Here is a 16185-nt window from a genome sequence, read left to right on the forward strand (position 1 = left end):
ATGCAGAACCGATCAGTCCGGCGCCGCCAGATCGAGCGGATGAACGATCGGAGCGCCGTCGACCTCGCCGAAAAAGGCTTCGACGCCGTAGATGGCGCGCAGGTTTGCGGGGGTGAGCACGCCCGAAGGCGGCCCGTCGGCAACGATGCGGCCCTTGTCGAGCAGGATCAGGCGCGAGCACCAGCGTGCCGCCAGTCCCAGGTCGTGCAGCGAGGCCACCACGCTGCGGCCATCCGCCGCCAGTGAATCGAACAGCCGCATCAGCGCGATCTGGTGGGCAGGGTCGAGGCCGGCCGTGGGTTCGTCGGCCAGCAGCAGCGGCGTGTCCTGCGCCAGCGCGCGCGCCGCCAGCACACGGGCCTTCTCGCCGCCGGACAGTTCGGTCGCGATGCGGTGGCGAAACGCCTCGACATCCATGCGCCGCATGGCGGCATCGACAATGGCGCGGTCCCGTTCGGTCAGCGCCGCGAAGCCCGGCCGATGCGGCGAGCGGCCGAGCGCCACCACCATCTCCACCGGCACGGCCCAGGCGATCTCGCGCTCCTGCGCCAGATAGGCGACGCAGGCGGCGCGCTCGCGCGCGCTCATGGCCGTGGAATCGGTGCCGCAGAGGCGCACCTGCCCTTGCGCAGGCAAAAGATGGAGCGCCGAGCGCAGCAGCGTGGATTTGCCGGCGCCGTTGGGGCCGATGAGGCCGACGAATTCGCCCGGCCCGACGGCAAGGTCCAGCCCGTGCAGCACCGGCCTGCGCCCGAGTTCCACGGAAAGATTTTCGACCGAAAGCAGCGTCACAGCAGGCTCCTGCGGGTGCGGAAGACCAGCCACAGGAAGAAGGGCGCGCCGACGATGGCCGTCAGCACACCCAGCTTCAGATCGCGCTCGGGGGCGACGATGCGCACAAGGATGTCGGCGGCGAGCACCATGCAGGCGCCACCGAGGGCGCTGGCCGGCAGCAGGCGCGACGGTCGCGCGCCGACAAGCGGGCGCAGGATGTGCGGCACCACCAGCCCGACGAAGCCGATGGCGCCGGCCACCGCCGTCGCCGCGCCGACGCCGGCGGCGGTGCCGAACACGGCGAGGAACTGCACCTTGCGCAATCCTATGCCCATCGATGCGGCGGTTTCGGAACCGAGGGTCAGCGCATCGAGAGCGCGGCCGAGCGAACCCAGCATCGCCCAGCCGATCAGCATGAAAGGCGCGGCCAGCCACACATGGACCATGGAGCGATCGGTGAGCGAGCCCAGCATCCAGAACATGATCTCGACCGCCGCGAAAGGATTGGGCGACAGGTTGAGCGCCAGTGAGGTCATGGCGCCGGCGAAGCTGGAGATGGCGATGCCGGCGAGGATGACGAGGAGCGCGCCGCCGCGCGCGCCGGCAATCGCCTGCACGACCAGCACGGCGGCGACCGCGCCGGCGAGGGCGGCGAGCGGCAGGGCCAGCAGGAAGCTGGCCGACAGGCCGGTATAGATGGCGAGAACCGCGCCCAGCGACGCCGAGGCGCTGATGCCGAGCAGGCCGGGCTCGGCCAGCGGATTGCGCAGATAACCTTGCAGCACGGCACCGGAGAGCCCGAGCGTCGCGCCGATCATGAGGCCGAGCAGGGCGCGGGGCAATCTTATCTCGCGCATGATGAGGGCAACGCCATCGGCCTTGTCCGACAGCAGCGCCTTCATGCTGTGCGCGAACGCGATGCCGGCCGGTCCCGTTGTGAGCGACAGCAGGAACAGCGCCAGCGTGAGGATGGCAAGGAGGGCGATCAACAAAGTATAGTGCCGGTCGGCGCTCATGGGCGCTCCTGCCTTGCGGCCGCGTCCTGCAACAGGAAGGCGGCATCGAGCGTGAAGGGCGCGCCACAGATCATCTTGGCGACCGGCAGGTCGATGACTTCCTGCCTCGACAGCGCGCGGAAGGCGGGATGAACGAGATTCTCCTGCGCCAGCGCCGGTGCGCCATAATCGCTGCTGGAACGGCCGATCAGATCGGGCTTCGCCATGATGAGCTGTTCCAGCGGCAGGCGTGTCGAGCCGGTGATGCCGAGCCCTTCAGCGATGTTGACCAGTCCGGCCGCCTTGAAAATCTCGTTGGCCAGCGTGCCGCCGCCCGCTGTATAGCTGTTCGGCTCATAGAGCGCGATGGTGCGGCCGGAGTGCGGGCCAGCCTTCAGCCGGGCAAGCCCTTCGTCCAGTTGCGAAACGAGTTCGGCGGCCCGCTCCTGCCGGTGCAGAAGCTGGCCGATGCGCGCGATGTCGTCGCGTATGTCGGTGAAGGAACTGGCCGGCGCGAACTCCTCCACCCGCAAGCCGAGGCGGCGCAGCAGCCCGACTGTGGCGCGGGCGGAAAATGTGCCGGCAAGCACGAGGTCGGGTTGCATGAGGAAGATTTCCTCGGCCAGCGCGTGGTTGGCCTGGAATGCCTGTGCGTCCTCCGCCATCGCCGAGTTGCGCGGATCGGCGGCCAGCGCCGAAACCGAGTGAAGCTGCCCCTCACCGGCGATCAGCATGGCAAGCTGATCGGTGCAGACGTTCATGGAGACGACGCGGCGGGGGACGGGTTCGGCCGTTGCAGCTGCTGGTGCTGTTGCCGCCAGCCAACAGGCTGCAACGAAATACGGCCATCCTGTCCGCAAGGTTGTCATTTGCCGTTTTTCGTCGCCGCAGACATCGCAATCGCCTAGAAGGAGCGGGTGAAGCTCAGGTCGAAGGTTCGGCCGGGTGCCCTATAACCGTAGACGGTCTCATACTGCTCATCGAAGATATTCTCTACCGAGAGTCTGAACCGGGACCTGTCGTCAAGCGCATAGAGCGCCGTAAAATCTGCGGTCACGTAGTCCGGCAACCTGATTGCGTTGTCAGGATCTGAATAGCGGGATGCGCCGTAGAATACCCGGCCTGTCATGCTCAGCTGTTCCGTGGGGCTGTAGGTCAGCTCCCCCGCGATCTTGAAGCGATCGCTGTTGGCGAGATACCTGCCCGTATCGCGGTTTTTCGGATCGCGGACATCGATGGAAACCTTGCCGTTCCACCTTTCATTGAAACGATGGGACAATTCGGCTTCGAAGCCGGTGACTTTGGCGTGGCCGGTGTTGACCGGCGTGTAGCTGGCATCGAGCGTGATCGCATCGGCCAGTCTCGTCTGGTAGAGGGCGAGGTCGATGCTTGTGGCGGCGGAAGCATGCCAGTTGACGCCCACTTCATAGGAGCGCGATTTTTCGGGCTTGAGGTCCGGATTGGAGGGCGGTGGCCAGCCGGGAAATGCCGGGTAATAGAGATCATTGAAGGTGGGCGCGCGGAATCCTGTCGCAAAGGAGGAGCGGACGGTGAAACGGGGCAGGATCTCGTAGCTCGCGCCGATGTTGTAGGTGGTCTTCCCACCGAACTGGCTGTTGTGATCGTGGCGCACTCCGCTGTCCACGGTCAGCCCCTCATATTCGACAGAGTACTGGGCGAACGCAGCCGTCAGCGTACGTGCATCGACATCGTAGTCCGTGGTTCCGCTGACCCGCTCACGATAGGACTCGATGCCTCCCGTTATTGTATTTGAGGCTGCGCCTGTGTCGAATTCCTTCTGGGTCGAGACGAAAATCCCGTACCGTTGCGTATTGAACCGGGAATCGCCTGCCTGCCCGTCCCGAAAGTTGGTCTGGTAATCCAGCCCGGAGGAAAGCTCCACCGTCGACGACCAGTCCTGCGTATGATCCATGCGCGCGCCGATCTTGCCCGCGAAGGTCGTCGTGTATTGCTCGTTGTCGTAAGGAAAACCGTTATCGTACTGGCTTGTGCCGCGTACCAACAGCAAATCCGCGTACAGCCGGCCCCCCGCCAGATCCTGTGACAGGGAAAGATTTGCCGATCCCTGCAAGAATCCGTCGTCGTCGGGTTCATGAACGCCTCCGGGGGCATATGGCCTGGCAAAATCATAGCCGCGCGTGCCGAGAATGCTTGCCCCGGCCGAGTAGCCAAGCCCGCTTGCAGTCTGCCCCCTTATGTTCCCGGACGTGTATGCGCCCCATGGATGAAGGACGCCGACGGTGAGGTCAGCGCAACTGTCACGGCTGCCGTCACAGGCATCGCCATTGCGGGTGACGATATTGATGACGCCGCCGATGGCGTCGGATCCGTACTGGGCCGAATGCGCGCCCCTGGCGATCTCGATGCGCTGGACAGAGCTCAACGGTATGTTGAAAACAGAGGTTTCTCCACTGGTTGCGGCGCCGATGCGCACGCCGTTGACCAATATCAGGGTCTGTGCCGCCTTGGTTCCCCGCAGCGCCACCCCGGCGCGCGCGCCCAATCCGCCATTGGCAGCGATGGATATTCCGGGATAGCCCTTGAGCAGCGAAGGCAGATCGAATGCCGCCGATTTCCTGATCTCCTCCTCCTCGATCACGGTGACCGAAGATGTCGAGCGCTCCAGGGACGAGGCGCGCCGCAGCGGTGTCGTTACAACGATCGTATCCAGCCGGATGATTTCCCCGTCGTTTGCGGGCTCCTGCGCCCAGCCGGTGGCGCCCAGCGTGAGCGGGCAGACGGCTGCAGCCAGAATTGCTCTTCTCATGATAAATCCCCCGATACCGGGCAGCCTTCCATCCCGGCAAACTTCCAGTTCCACCGCTGGCCGGCAGGGGGGATTGCATATTGCACTGTTCCACCCGGCAGCCATGAAGGCACGGCAACACGTTTCGTGTCACCGCTGCGGACGGCCGCGCCTGGTCCCGCCCCGGGAACAGGCATGGGTGACTGGAACGGCAGGTCTCCTGACTTCCGCGTCGTCGCCTCCCGCCGCCTTCCCGGACCGTTACGATCCAGTGGCATATCGGAGAGAGGCTCGGCGGCTACAGTTGCGGGGGCAGTCGCGGCTTTGCCGATCGTCTGGCTGACCGTGTTCCCTTTTGATCCGTATCGGAACCGTTTCCACCGATGACGCTAAGCATTGCCTGCCGGAACTGTCAATTCCGGCTGCGCTGCCTTGTGGTCCGATTGCGGCACGGCTTGCGCTTGCGGGCCGGAGAAAATTCCGCTACGTCGCCGCTTTGCTGACCGGAGCAGGGCCTTGACCGACCGACAAGCCGATGTCGCCATCATCATGGGCAGCCAGTCCGACTGGACGACCATGCGCCACGCCGCCGATACGCTGGCCGGGCTCGGTGTCTCCCACAGAAGCCTGATCGTTTCGGCCCACCGTACGCCCCAGCGCCTCTACGACTTTGCCCGCGGGGCGAAGGCCGCCGGCTACAAGGTGGTGATCGCCGGGGCGGGCGGAGCCGCGCACCTGCCGGGCATGACCGCCGCGATGACCCCTTTGCCGGTATTCGGCGTGCCAGTGGAATCGAAAGCGCTGTCGGGACAGGATTCGCTTTTGTCGATCGTGCAGATGCCCGCCGGCATCCCGGTAGGCACGCTTGCCATCGGCAAGGCAGGCGCGATCAACGCCGCGCTGCTGGCCGTTGCCGTGCTGGCGCTCACCGACGGAGAGCTTGCCGGGCGGCTTGAAGCTTGGCGCGCGGCGCAGACCGAAAAGGTCGCCCTCGAACCGGAGGACGATGCCTGATGCTGGCGCCGGGATCGACCATCGGCATCGTCGGCGGCGGCCAGCTTGGCCGCATGCTGGCGATGGCCGCCGCACGTCTCGGCTACCGCGTCGCCATTCTCGAACCGCAGGCCGATTGTCCGGCCGCGCAGGTCGCCAACCGGCAGATCGTGGCCGCCTACGACGATCCGGCGGCGCTGGCGGAACTGGCCTCGATCAGTGCCGTCGTCACCTACGAGTTCGAGAACGTGCCTGTAGAGGCGGCCGAAACGCTCGCCGCCCGCGTGCCGGTGCTGCCGCCGCCACGCGCTCTGGAGGTCTCGCAGGACAGGCTGGTGGAAAAACAGTTCCTCAATGGCATCGGCATCGACACGGCGCCGTTTCTCGCCATTGACGGCGATTCGGAGCTGGCTTCCGCCTTGCAGGCTTTTGGAGGAAGCGGAGTCCTCAAGACACGCCGCATGGGTTATGACGGCAAGGGCCAGCGTGTCTTCCGCAACATGGAAACCGGCAGTTATGCGGGCGTGTTCGAGGCGATGGGCGCGGTGCCCCTCATCCTCGAGGGGCTGATTTCGTTCGAGCGTGAAATATCCGTGATCGGTGCGCGGAGCGCCGACGGCAAGGTCGTGACCTATGAGCCGGCGCAGAATGTGCATCGCGACGGCATCCTGCACATCTCCACCGTGCCCGCCGCGATTTCACCGTCGACGGCGGACATCGCGCGGCAGGCCGTGGCATCGATCCTCGGCGCGCTCGGCTATGTCGGGGTCATCGGCGTGGAGTTCTTCGTGCTGGACGACGGATCGCTGCTCGTCAACGAGATGGCGCCGCGCGTTCACAACTCCGGCCACTGGACAGAAGCCGCCTGTGCGATCTCGCAGTTCGAGCAGCATATCAGGGCCGTCGCCGGGCTCGCTCTGGGCGACACGCGCCGGCATAGCAATTGCGTGATGGAGAACCTGATCGGCGGCGATGTCGACCGCCTGCCGGAACTCGTCACCGAGCCCGACGTTCTGGTTCATCTCTATGGCAAGGCCGAATCCCGGCCCGGTCGCAAGATGGGTCATTTCACCCGCCTGACCGCCCGGCCGGCGGTCGATTGATCGCTTTTTTTGACGATCTTCTTTTTCCTGTCGCAAACGAATGCCAGTGAACACCTCACAAGGATCGAAGGAGGCCGTGTTGCGACGTGTTTGGGTGCTCGTGGCCCTGCTGCTCGGAGTGCCGGCTCTCATGGGGGGCCATATGGGCGTGCAGCAGCTTCTGGGCAATTTCCATGAGGTGATTCCCGGAGAGTTCTATCGCTCGGGACAGCCGGACTATCGCGATATCGCCGCCTATTCGGAACGCTATGGCATCCGCGCCATTGTCAGCCTGCGCAACGAAAAGCCGGATGCGGAGGCATTGGCCGCGCGCGCCGAGGCGGAACGGCGCGGCATGAAGATCATCGATTTCCCGATGTCCTCGGCGCAGCCCCTGACGGTTGAGAAAGCCGCCGAACTGGCGCGGTTGATGCGGACGGCCCCGAAGCCGCTGCTCGTGCATTGCGACCATGGCGCCAACCGTACCGGGCTTGCCTCGGCCATCTATACCGCCGCCATCGCCGGGCAGGGCGAGATCGCGGCGGAGATGCAGCTTTCTCCCTATTATGGCCATGTGCCGATCGAAGGCATAGGACGATACGAAATGTACCGCTCCTGGGATCGCTTCGAGGAAACGCTCGGCTTCTGAACCCGGCAGGGACAGCCGCACCTTGCCGCATGCGGCGGTGATTTGTTGTACATGTACGGGTGCGACATGGTGCCCAAGTGACTTCTGGCATGTCGGGACGTACTGAATTTTCAGAAATTTCCGAAATCAGGTCCGGCATGAACCTTCCGCCACTCATCCAGTCCTTCGTGCTGCATTTTGGCGAAATGGGCAGCCGATGGGGCATCAACCGCACGGTTGGCCAGATCTACGCGCTGCTTTACGTCTCGCCGGAGCCTCTGTGCGCCGACCAGATCGTTGAAGGGCTGGGCATTTCGCGTTCCAACGTTTCCATGGGATTGCGCGAGCTTCAGGCATGGAACCTCGTCATCCTGCGGCACATTCCCGGCGACAGGCGCGATTTCTTCACTGCGCCGGACGATATCTGGCAAATCCTGCGCACGCTGGCGGAGGAGCGCAAGAAACGCGAGGTGGACCCCACGCTGTCGGTTCTGCGTGAGCTTATCATGCAGCAGCCCGGCAGCGAGGAGGAGCGTTACGCCCAGTCCAGGCTTATGGAGATGAATGGACTCATCGAACAGCTCACAAACTGGTACGATGATGTCAAAGGACTCGATACGGAACGGCTGGCGACACTGCTCAGCCTCGGCTCCAGGGTGACGAGGCTGCTCGATGCGAAGGATCGCATCGCATCGCTTGGCCGCAAACGCAGGGGGGATGGACAACCGTGAGCGCGCTCGACACGGCGATTGCCCGGCAGCCGGCATTACGCAAGCCGGTGGATCCCGAAGCGCTGACGATCCCCGAACAAAAGGCGGGAGCCCGGAGGCGCCGGGCAGGGTCCGGGGCGCCTGCCTCGCCAGGCAGGTTCCCCATTGCATTGCAGGCAGGGGCATCGCTGATCTGGATCGGGCAGGCGGCGCTTCTGGCCATGGCCATCGGCGATATCGCCGCCGGTGCCGGCGCGAGGGCCGTGATATGGCCGGCAATCGGCGTCTTCGTGCTCGGCGTATTGCGGGCGTGGATGGACCGGTCCGGTTCGCGGCTCGCTTTCCGGACGGCGCGCCACCAGCTTTCCCTGCTGCGCGAAAAAGCCGTTTCGGCGCTGGCGACGCGTTCTCCGCTGGATGCCTCGCGCCCGTCGTCCGGCTATGTGGCAAGCACCATTGCCGAACAGGCCGAAGCGGTGGTGCCTTATGTCGCGCGCTTCGAGCCGTTGCGCTGGCGCGCCGTGATCGTTCCGCTCGCCATATTCGCCTGCGTTCTGCCGCTCTCCTGGGTGGCCGCGCTGATCATGCTGGTCGCGCTGCCGCTGATCCCGATCTTCATGGCGCTCGTCGGCTGGCGGGCGAAGGAAGCGAGCGAGCGCCAGCTTGCCAAGATGGGCGACATGAACGCCTTCCTGCTCGACCGGCTGCGCGGTCTCGCCACCATCCGCAGCTTCGATGCGGTCGACCGCACGGCGCTGCGCCTGCGGGAGGAAGCCGATCTGCTGCGCCGCCGGACCATGGCGGTGCTGCGCATTGCCTTCCTCTCCTCGGCCGTGCTGGAGCTGTTCTCGGCGCTGGGCGTGGCGATGGTCGCCGTCTATGTCGGCTTCCATTTCCTCGGACAGCTCGAATTCGGCGCATGGGGCGGCAGGCTTTCGCTCGCGCAGGGCGTGTTCATCCTCATGCTGGCTCCGGCCTTCTTCGAGCCGATGCGCGAGCTTTCCGCAGTCTGGCATGACCGCGCCGCCGGCGTCGCGGCTTTGGAAGCTCTGGAAAAAGTCACGGCGGCCGGCGAGCCGGTCGTCGTTGCGGCGGGAGTTCCGGCCGTGAAACCGGATGGCCGCGCCGCAGGCGTGGTCATCGACGGGCTGCATTTCCGGCATGCCGGGAGCGGCGCGGCCGTAACGGATGGTTCCATGCCGGAGCGCAAGGTGTTCGACGACCTTTCTCTGGACATCCGCCCGGGCGAGCGCGTTGCCGTGATGGCCCCGAGCGGCGGCGGCAAGTCGACCCTGCTCGCCCTCATCGCCGGGCTGGCCGTGCCGGAAGGCGGCACGATCCGCATCGGCGGTGAAACGCTGCGGCCCGAGACCGCGGCGCGCCTTCGGGCGGGCATGGCCTGGCTCGGCCAGACACCGCATATTTTTCCCGGCACGCCTGGCCGCAACGTCACGCTCGGCCGTTCCGATATGGACGAGCATGTGGTCGAGGCCGCGCTTGGCGCGGCGCGGCTTGACAGCTTGGCGCATACACGCCGGCAGGTGGTGCTGGGCGAGGGGGGCGCGGGCCTTTCCGGCGGCGAGGCGCTGCGTCTTGCCATTGCGCGCGCCGCAGCGGTTCAGGGCGCGGGACTGGTGCTGGCCGACGAGCCGACCGCTCATCTCGACCGCGCGACCGCCGGCGAGATCACCGACATGCTGCTTGAAATCTCGGAGGGCCGCACCCTGATCGTCGCCACGCACGATCCGGTGCTGGCTTCCCGCATGGACCGTATCGTAATGCTCGGTGACGAAAGCGCCGACGGGAGGCGGGCATGAACTCGCTGCGTCACCTTCAGGCCGTCATGGCGCTGTTCTGGTCTCAAAATCGCCTGATGCTCGCGGCCGGTACCCTGCTCGCGCTTTGCACCGCGCTGGCCGGCATCGCGCTACTTGGCCTCTCCGGATGGTTCATCACCGCGACCGCGATCGCGGGGGCTTCGGTGGCGACGGCGCTCGTCTTCGATGTCTTCGCACCCGCTGCCGGCATCCGCTTTCTGGCGCTGGCGCGCACATTTTCGCGCTATGGCGAGCGGCTGGTCACGCATGATGCCACGCTCGAAGTGCTGGCGCGTCTGCGCGAGCGGGTGTTTCGCACCTTCGCCACGGATGAGGAAGCGCGCAGCCTCGCGGCACGCCCGGCGCGGCTGCTGTTCCGTCTCACCGTCGATATCGATGCGCTGGATTCGCTCTACCTGCGGGTCGCGGTTCCACTGGTGGCGGCGCTCGGTTCGGCGCTGGTGACTTCGGCCGCACTCGGCCTCATCGCGCCTGCCCTCGGCATCGGGATCGGGCTGGCCCTGATCCTGTCCGGCCTCGCCATTCCGGCGGTCGCCGCCGCCCGGGCGCAGAAGCCGGCGCGGCGGCGGGCCCATGCGCTGGAGGTGTTGCGCTCGCGCACCATCGACCTGATGCGGGGGCAGGCCGATCTGGTCATGGCGAACAGGCTGTCGGCGCAGACGGCGGCCCTGTCCGCCGCCGATTCGCGCCTTGCCGATGCAGACGACGCGCTGAACCATATCGAGGCCAGCACAGGTTTCTCTTTCGCGGTCGCCGGCGCGGGTCTGCTCGCCGCCACCCTGATCGCGGCCGCCGTGCTGGCGGAAAGCGGGACGATCGGCGCGCCAGCGGCGGCTCTGGCCGTGTTCGTGGCGCTTGCCTGCCTGGAACCCTTCGCCGCGCTGCGCCGTGGCGCACTGGAGCTTGGCCGGGTGCTGCTGTCGGCCCGCAGGCTGGGTTCGAAGCTCACGGATGTCGTCGATGAAGCGGCGAGCCCCGACCTGCCATCATGCCCCGCGAATGCGGTTGAAATTGCCGGCGTGACGGTATCCTACCGCCATGGCGACCGCCCGGTTGTGGAAGACCAGTCCCTCGCCGTCGCCAGGGGCGAGCATGTGGCCCTGATCGGAGCCAGCGGGGCCGGCAAGTCCACCATCCTGTCGCTGATCGCCGGCGAACTGCCTCCGCACGCCGGAACGGTCAGGACGTTGCCGGCTGCGCTCCTCACCCAGCGCACCGAGCTCTTCTGCGATACGCTGCGCGGCAACCTTGCGCTTGCACGGTCGAATGCGGGTGACGGCGAGATGATGGAGGCGCTTCATGCCGCCGGACTTGGCGCTTTCGTGGCCGGCCTTCCAGAAGGGCTGGACACCATGCTGGGCGAAGGTGGCGCCGGGCTTTCAGCCGGTCAGGCAAGACGTCTGGCGCTGGCCCGCCTGCTATTGCGCGACACACCCGTGTGGCTGCTCGACGAGCCCACCGAGGGGCTGGACGGGTCCACGGCGCGCGATGTCATCGAACGCATTGGCGCCTGCGCCGCGGGTCGCGCGCTTGTCATCGTCACCCATATACGCCGCGAAGCGGAACTGGCGGACCGCATCCTGCTTATCGAGCATGGCAGGGTGCAGGCCGACTGCGCGCGCGGCAGCCGGGAATATCTGAGGCTGCTCGAGCGCCTGCGGCCGGATTGAGGATCAGTTTCGTCGACGCCGGGCGGACGGCGTCACATCAGCCAGGGAGGCCGGAAAGCCGGAGTAACCATGGAACTCGATATTGTCGATCTGTCGCGGCTTCAGTTCGCGATAACCGCTCTCTACCATTTCCTGTTCGTGCCACTGACGCTCGGCCTGTCAGTGCTGCTCGCGATCATGGAGACGGTCTACGTCATGACCGGCCGCGACATCTGGCGCCAGATGACGAAATTCTGGGGCGTGCTGTTCGGAATCAACTTCGTGATGGGCGTGGCGACCGGCATCGTCATGGAGTTCCAGTTCGGCATGAACTGGAGCTACTACAGCCACTATGTCGGCGATATCTTCGGCGCGCCGCTGGCTATCGAAGGGCTGATGGCCTTCTTCCTCGAAGCGACCTTCGTCGGCCTGTTCTTCTTCGGCTGGGACAAGCTCTCGCGCCTTGGCCATCTGGCCGCCACATGGGCGGTCGCCATCGGCTCGAACTTCTCGGCGCTGTGGATCCTGATCGCAAACGGCTGGATGCAGAACCCGGTCGGCGCGGCCTTCAACCCCCAGACCATGCGCATGGAGGTGAATGACTTCGCCGCCGTGCTGTTCAATCCGGTGGCGCAGGCGAAATTCGTGCACACCGTGTCGGCGGGCTACGTCACGGCCTCCATCTTCGTGCTCGGCGTCTCGGCCTGGTATCTGCTGAAGGGCCGTCACCTCGAACTGGCGAAGCGCTCGCTCACCGTCGCAGCGTCCTTCGGCCTCGCTTCGGCGCTGTCGGTGGTCGTGCTCGGCGACGAGAGCGGCTACCTTTCCACCGAGCACCAGAAGATGAAGCTCGCGGCCATCGAGGCGATGTGGAAGACCGAGCCGGCGCCTGCCGCCTTCACCGCCATCGGCTTCCCCGATCAGGAGGCGCGCAAGACCCATTACGCGGTGCACATTCCCTGGGTGATGGGCCTCATCGGCACGCGCTCGCTGACCACCGAGATTCCCGGCATCGAGGAACTGGTGCAACATGCCGAGACGCGTATCCGCAGCGGCATGGTGGCCTATGCGGCGTTGCAGGAAATCCGGGCCGCCGGCTCGGATGCCGCCATACCGGAAGCAGCGCGCACGGCGTTCGAGGAAAACGGGATGGACCTCGGCTATGCGCTGCTGCTCAAACCCTATCTGGACGATCCGGCGCAGGCCAGCGACGAGCAGATCGCGAAGGCGGCATGGGATACGGTGCCCAACGTGCCGACCCTGTTCTGGACCTTCCGCATCATGGTGGGGCTCGGCTTCTTCTTCATCGCGCTCACTGCCGTGTTCTTCTACCTGTCGGCCCGCCACCAGCTCGATCGCTATCCATGGCTGTTGCGGGTGGCGGTGTTCGCCATCCCGCTGCCATGGATCGCCGCGGAATGCGGATGGATCGTGGCGGAGTTCGGTCGCCAGCCGTGGATCATCGAGGGCGTGCTGCCGACGGCCGCTGCCGTGTCCAATCTCGGGGCCGCCACGGTGCTTGCCACCATCGTCGGCTTCTCGCTGATCTATTCGGTGCTGTTCGTCGTCGAAATGGTGCTGATGCTGGCCGCGATCCGCAAGGGGCCGGAAGCCGATCACGCGCCGCGCACCCGTCTTGCGCCTCCTTCCCTCGCACCGGCGGAGTAAATGGTATGGTTCTGCATGAACTCCTCGACTATCAGACCCTGAGGGTCATCTGGTGGCTGCTGCTCGGCGTACTGCTGATCGGCTTTGCGGTCATGGACGGTTTCGACCTCGGCACCGGCATGCTGCTGCCGTTCGTTGGCAGGAACGATGTCGAACGCCGCGTCGTCATCAACACGGTCGGTCCCGTCTGGGAAGGCAATCAGGTGTGGCTGATCCTTGGCGGCGGCGCGATCTTCGCCGCATGGCCGCCGCTTTATGCGGTGTCCTTCTCCGGCTTCTACCTCGCCATGTTCGCCATCTTGTTCGCGCTGATCCTGCGCCCGGTCGGTTTCAAATACCGCTCGAAGCGCGAAAGCGCCGCCTGGCGCAATGGCTGGGACTGGGCCCTGTTCGTCGGCGGGCTGGTGCCGGCGCTGGTCATGGGGGTCGCTGTGGGCAATGTGCTTCAGGGCGTGCCGTTCCGGTTCGGCACGGACCTGCGCATCTTCTACGACGGCACGACGCTGTTCGAGCTGCTCAATCCGTTCGGGCTGTTGTGCGGTCTGCTTTCCGTGGCGATGCTGGTCATGCACGGCGCCTCCTGGCTGGTGCTCAAGACCGAAGGCGCGGTTGCGGAGCGCGCGCGCCGCTATGGCGCGGCGGCGGCGATTGCCACCATCGTCCTGTTCGCGCTCGGCGGCATCTGGCTTTGGCTGGGGATCGATGGCTATCGCATCACCAGCGCCGTGGTGACGGACGGCCCCTCCAATCCGCTCGCCAAGACGGTGGAGCGTGCCTCAGGTGTATGGTTCGAGAACTATGGCAACCATCCATGGATGATGATCGCGCCGGTGCTGGCCTTTGCCGGGGCACTTGCCAATCTGGCGTTGCAAAAGGCCGGGCGCGAGATCGTCCCGGTGCTGGCGAGCGGGCTGTCGATCCTTGGCATCATCTCGACGGTCGGGCTTTCCATGTTCCCGATGATCCTGCCGTCCTCGCTCGATCCGAAGTCGAGCCTCACGGTGTGGGATGCTTCCTCCAGCCACCTTACCCTGTTCATCATGCTGGTGGTGACGGCGATCTTCATCCCGCTCATCGTGGCCTACACGAGCTGGGTCTACCATGTGCTGTGGGGCAAGGTGGACGAGAAGGCCATCCGTGACGGCAGCGGCCACGCCTACTGATGCGCGTCCAACAGAACGAGGAGAGATGAAATGTGGTATTTCGCCTGGTTGCTCGGCCTGCCGCTGGCGGCCGCCTTCGCGGTGCTGAACGCCATGTGGTACGAGCTTATGGACGATGCCGCGAGGGCGGCGGAACCTGCGCCCGCGGCCACGGGAAAGCCGGCAGGGAAATAGGTTGCGGCAGGACGAAGCCCGGCTACGGCCGGGCGCGGTCGCCTGCCGCGCGCGCGACCCTTCGCAGGGTCAGCGCTTCGTCGACGGGCAGGGCGGGTGAGAACAGGAAACCCTGCGCGCAGGTGCAGCCCATCGATTGCAGGATACCCGCCTGTTCTTCCGCTTCGACGCCCTCGGCCATCACCTGTATGTCGAGCGTGTGCGCAAGATCGATGATCGCCTTCATGAGCAGCCGGCTTTCGGCGGTTCCGGCGAGATCGTCGGCAAAACTGCGGTCGATCTTGATCTTGGATATGAGACCGTCCCTGAGCGAGGCGAGAGCGGAGAAGCCGGAGCCAAAATCGTCCAGCACGATGGAAATGCCCGCCTGAGCCAGGCGCGCCAGCTTCTCGCCGACATGCTCGGGGTCGACCGGCGCTTCCTCGGTAATCTCGATCTCCAGCATCGATGGCGGCAGACCGCGCAGGGACAGCCCTTCGAGGATCATCGTGTCGATATCGGCGGCTTCAAGTTCGCGTGGCGATATGTTGATGGCCACGCGAATGTCGCTCCGGCCTTCGCGACCCAGCCGTTCCATCATGGTGCAGCCGTTCCAGAACACCGTTTCCGTCAAGGCGGGCAACAGGCCGGTGGTGCGCGCGGTGGTGATGATCTCCGGCGGAGCGATCGCTCCATGCTCGGGATGCTGCCAGCGCAGCAGGCTTTCGAACCCGACGACCTCGCGTGTCTCAAGCCGGACGATCGGCTGATACCAGCTCTGCAGTTCACCCGATTCCAGCGCGGCCTTCAGATCGCGCTCGATGCATTGCTGGCGCTTGAAGGCGTTTTCGAGCTCGGCGTCGAAGATGCAGAGCTGGTTGCGGCTGCGCCGTTTGGCGGCGTAGAGGGCGAAGTCGGCGCGCAGCAGCATGTTGGTCAGCGCCGGCTCCTGGGCCACATAGATGCCGATGGATGCCCCGACCTGAATGGAATTGATGCCGGCATAGGGTCTGGAAATGGAAGCTATGATGCGCGTGGCGAGGTCTTCCGGCCCGGCGGATGTGCTGCCTGGCGCCAGCATGAGCGCAAACTCGTCTCCGCCGACGCGCGCCAGCGTGGAGCCAGCGGGAGCTTCGGCACCGATGCGGCGTGCGATCTTGACGAGCAGGTCGTCGCCGACCCGGTGGCCATAAGTGTCGTTGACCGATTTGAAGCCGTCGAGGTCGATCAGCATGGCGACGAACGGACCGCGGCCGATCCCCATGGTGCCGACAGCCTGTTCGAGTCCGCGACGATTGAGAAGCCCGGTGAGAGGGTCCTCCCGCGAGTTCTTCTCCATCTCGTCGGCATGCAGCTTCGTCTCGTATTTGAGACGGCTTGTTTCCCGGAACCGCGCCTGGCCGAGGAAGGAGCTTTTTGTCAGGCCGACAAAAAACAGCGTCGTGGTGAAAGCCAGCACATAGTCGTCGAGACCGCCGTTCATAACCATGCACGCCATGACCGAAAGCAGCGGCGGCGTCATGAACAGGATTGGCAGCGCCGCATAGCAGGCGCTGTAGGATACCGAGCCTGCCGAGATGCCGGCCACGATGACGAGGTAGACAGGGGCTTCGGGAGCAGTGAACCCATCCGCGAGAACAGCCACATACGCCCAGGCGATGCCCGCCAGATGTTGATTTCCGCTGAGAGCTGACCCGGGATTTTCGCCGAGAAGTGACCCGCCTTCATGTATGGTTTGGGTCTTAGGTTTTGGTCAAGGGGCGGC

At 65.4% G+C, this 16185-nt stretch carries 14 protein-coding genes and 1 riboswitch; of the genes, 9 read left to right on the forward strand and 5 right to left on the reverse strand.

From position 1 onward, the window contains the following. Window positions 1-12: 12 nt before the first annotated feature. From DES43_RS15915 to DES43_RS15930, 4 genes are read right to left on the reverse strand one after another with little or no spacing between them, the layout of a single operon-like run. Window positions 13-792, reverse strand: coding sequence for an ABC transporter ATP-binding protein (locus DES43_RS15915; RefSeq protein ID WP_035027356.1), 780 nt, complete (start codon window positions 790-792; stop codon window positions 13-15). Next, complete coding sequence (locus tag DES43_RS15920; protein ID WP_035027358.1) at window positions 789-1790, reverse strand: FecCD family ABC transporter permease; 1002 nt, start codon at window positions 1788-1790, stop codon at window positions 789-791. The genes DES43_RS15915 and DES43_RS15920 overlap by 4 nt, the downstream gene beginning before the upstream one ends. Continuing rightward, window positions 1787-2638, reverse strand: coding sequence for an ABC transporter substrate-binding protein (locus tag DES43_RS15925; RefSeq protein ID WP_035027360.1), 852 nt, complete (start codon window positions 2636-2638; stop codon window positions 1787-1789). Before DES43_RS15925 ends, DES43_RS15920 begins: the two co-directional genes overlap by 4 nt. Before the next feature lie 35 nt (window positions 2639-2673). Continuing rightward, the gene (locus DES43_RS15930) at window positions 2674-4557 is read right to left on the reverse strand and encodes a TonB-dependent receptor domain-containing protein (RefSeq protein ID WP_035027362.1); all 1884 of its coding nucleotides are present in this window, start codon (window positions 4555-4557) and stop codon (window positions 2674-2676) included. A 172-nt stretch (window positions 4558-4729) separates the two neighbouring features. Further along, window positions 4730-4927, reverse strand: a riboswitch (cobalamin riboswitch). A gap of 125 nt (window positions 4928-5052) precedes the next feature. Here DES43_RS15930 and purE point away from each other — a divergent pair. From purE to cydX, 9 genes are all read left to right on the forward strand, one after another. Continuing rightward, a complete protein-coding gene (purE, locus tag DES43_RS15935) occupies window positions 5053-5550 on the forward strand; it encodes a 5-(carboxyamino)imidazole ribonucleotide mutase (protein WP_035027364.1) in 498 nt (165 codons plus the stop codon). Then, complete coding sequence (locus DES43_RS15940; protein WP_035027471.1) at window positions 5547-6632, forward strand: 5-(carboxyamino)imidazole ribonucleotide synthase; 1086 nt, start codon at window positions 5547-5549, stop codon at window positions 6630-6632. The genes purE and DES43_RS15940 overlap by 4 nt, the downstream gene beginning before the upstream one ends. A 76-nt stretch (window positions 6633-6708) precedes the next feature. Next, entirely contained in the window at window positions 6709-7260 is a 552-nt protein-coding gene (locus tag DES43_RS15945; protein ID WP_035027475.1) for a fused DSP-PTPase phosphatase/NAD kinase-like protein, read from the forward strand. A gap of 137 nt (window positions 7261-7397) precedes the next feature. After that, on the forward strand, window positions 7398-7970 hold the full coding sequence (locus DES43_RS15950) for a GbsR/MarR family transcriptional regulator (protein ID WP_035027366.1): 573 nt from the start codon (window positions 7398-7400) through the stop codon (window positions 7968-7970). Then, window positions 7967-9766 (forward strand): thiol reductant ABC exporter subunit CydD, encoded by a 1800-nt coding sequence (cydD, locus tag DES43_RS15955; RefSeq protein ID WP_051611465.1) that lies wholly within the window; start codon window positions 7967-7969, stop codon window positions 9764-9766. Before DES43_RS15950 ends, cydD begins: the two co-directional genes overlap by 4 nt. Then, window positions 9763-11457, forward strand: coding sequence for a thiol reductant ABC exporter subunit CydC (cydC, locus tag DES43_RS15960; RefSeq protein ID WP_035027369.1), 1695 nt, complete (start codon window positions 9763-9765; stop codon window positions 11455-11457). Before cydD ends, cydC begins: the two co-directional genes overlap by 4 nt. Before the next feature lie 69 nt (window positions 11458-11526). Beyond that, entirely contained in the window at window positions 11527-13104 is a 1578-nt protein-coding gene (locus DES43_RS15965; RefSeq protein WP_035027372.1) for a cytochrome ubiquinol oxidase subunit I, read from the forward strand. A gap of 5 nt (window positions 13105-13109) precedes the next feature. Continuing rightward, complete coding sequence (gene cydB / locus DES43_RS15970) at window positions 13110-14267, forward strand: cytochrome d ubiquinol oxidase subunit II (RefSeq protein WP_035027376.1); 1158 nt, start codon at window positions 13110-13112, stop codon at window positions 14265-14267. A 30-nt stretch (window positions 14268-14297) separates the two neighbouring features. Further along, on the forward strand, window positions 14298-14441 hold the full coding sequence (cydX, locus tag DES43_RS15975) for a cytochrome bd-I oxidase subunit CydX (protein WP_063608066.1): 144 nt from the start codon (window positions 14298-14300) through the stop codon (window positions 14439-14441). A gap of 22 nt (window positions 14442-14463) precedes the next feature. Here the strand turns inward: cydX and DES43_RS15980 are convergent, their stop codons facing one another. Beyond that, on the reverse strand, window positions 14464-16065 hold the full coding sequence (locus DES43_RS15980; RefSeq protein ID WP_245514594.1) for a putative bifunctional diguanylate cyclase/phosphodiesterase: 1602 nt from the start codon (window positions 16063-16065) through the stop codon (window positions 14464-14466). Between the last annotated feature and the right edge of the window lie 120 nt (window positions 16066-16185).

The organism is Aquamicrobium defluvii, assembly GCF_004363725.1.
GTDB classification, from domain to species: Bacteria; Pseudomonadota; Alphaproteobacteria; order Rhizobiales; family Rhizobiaceae; genus Mesorhizobium; species Mesorhizobium defluvii.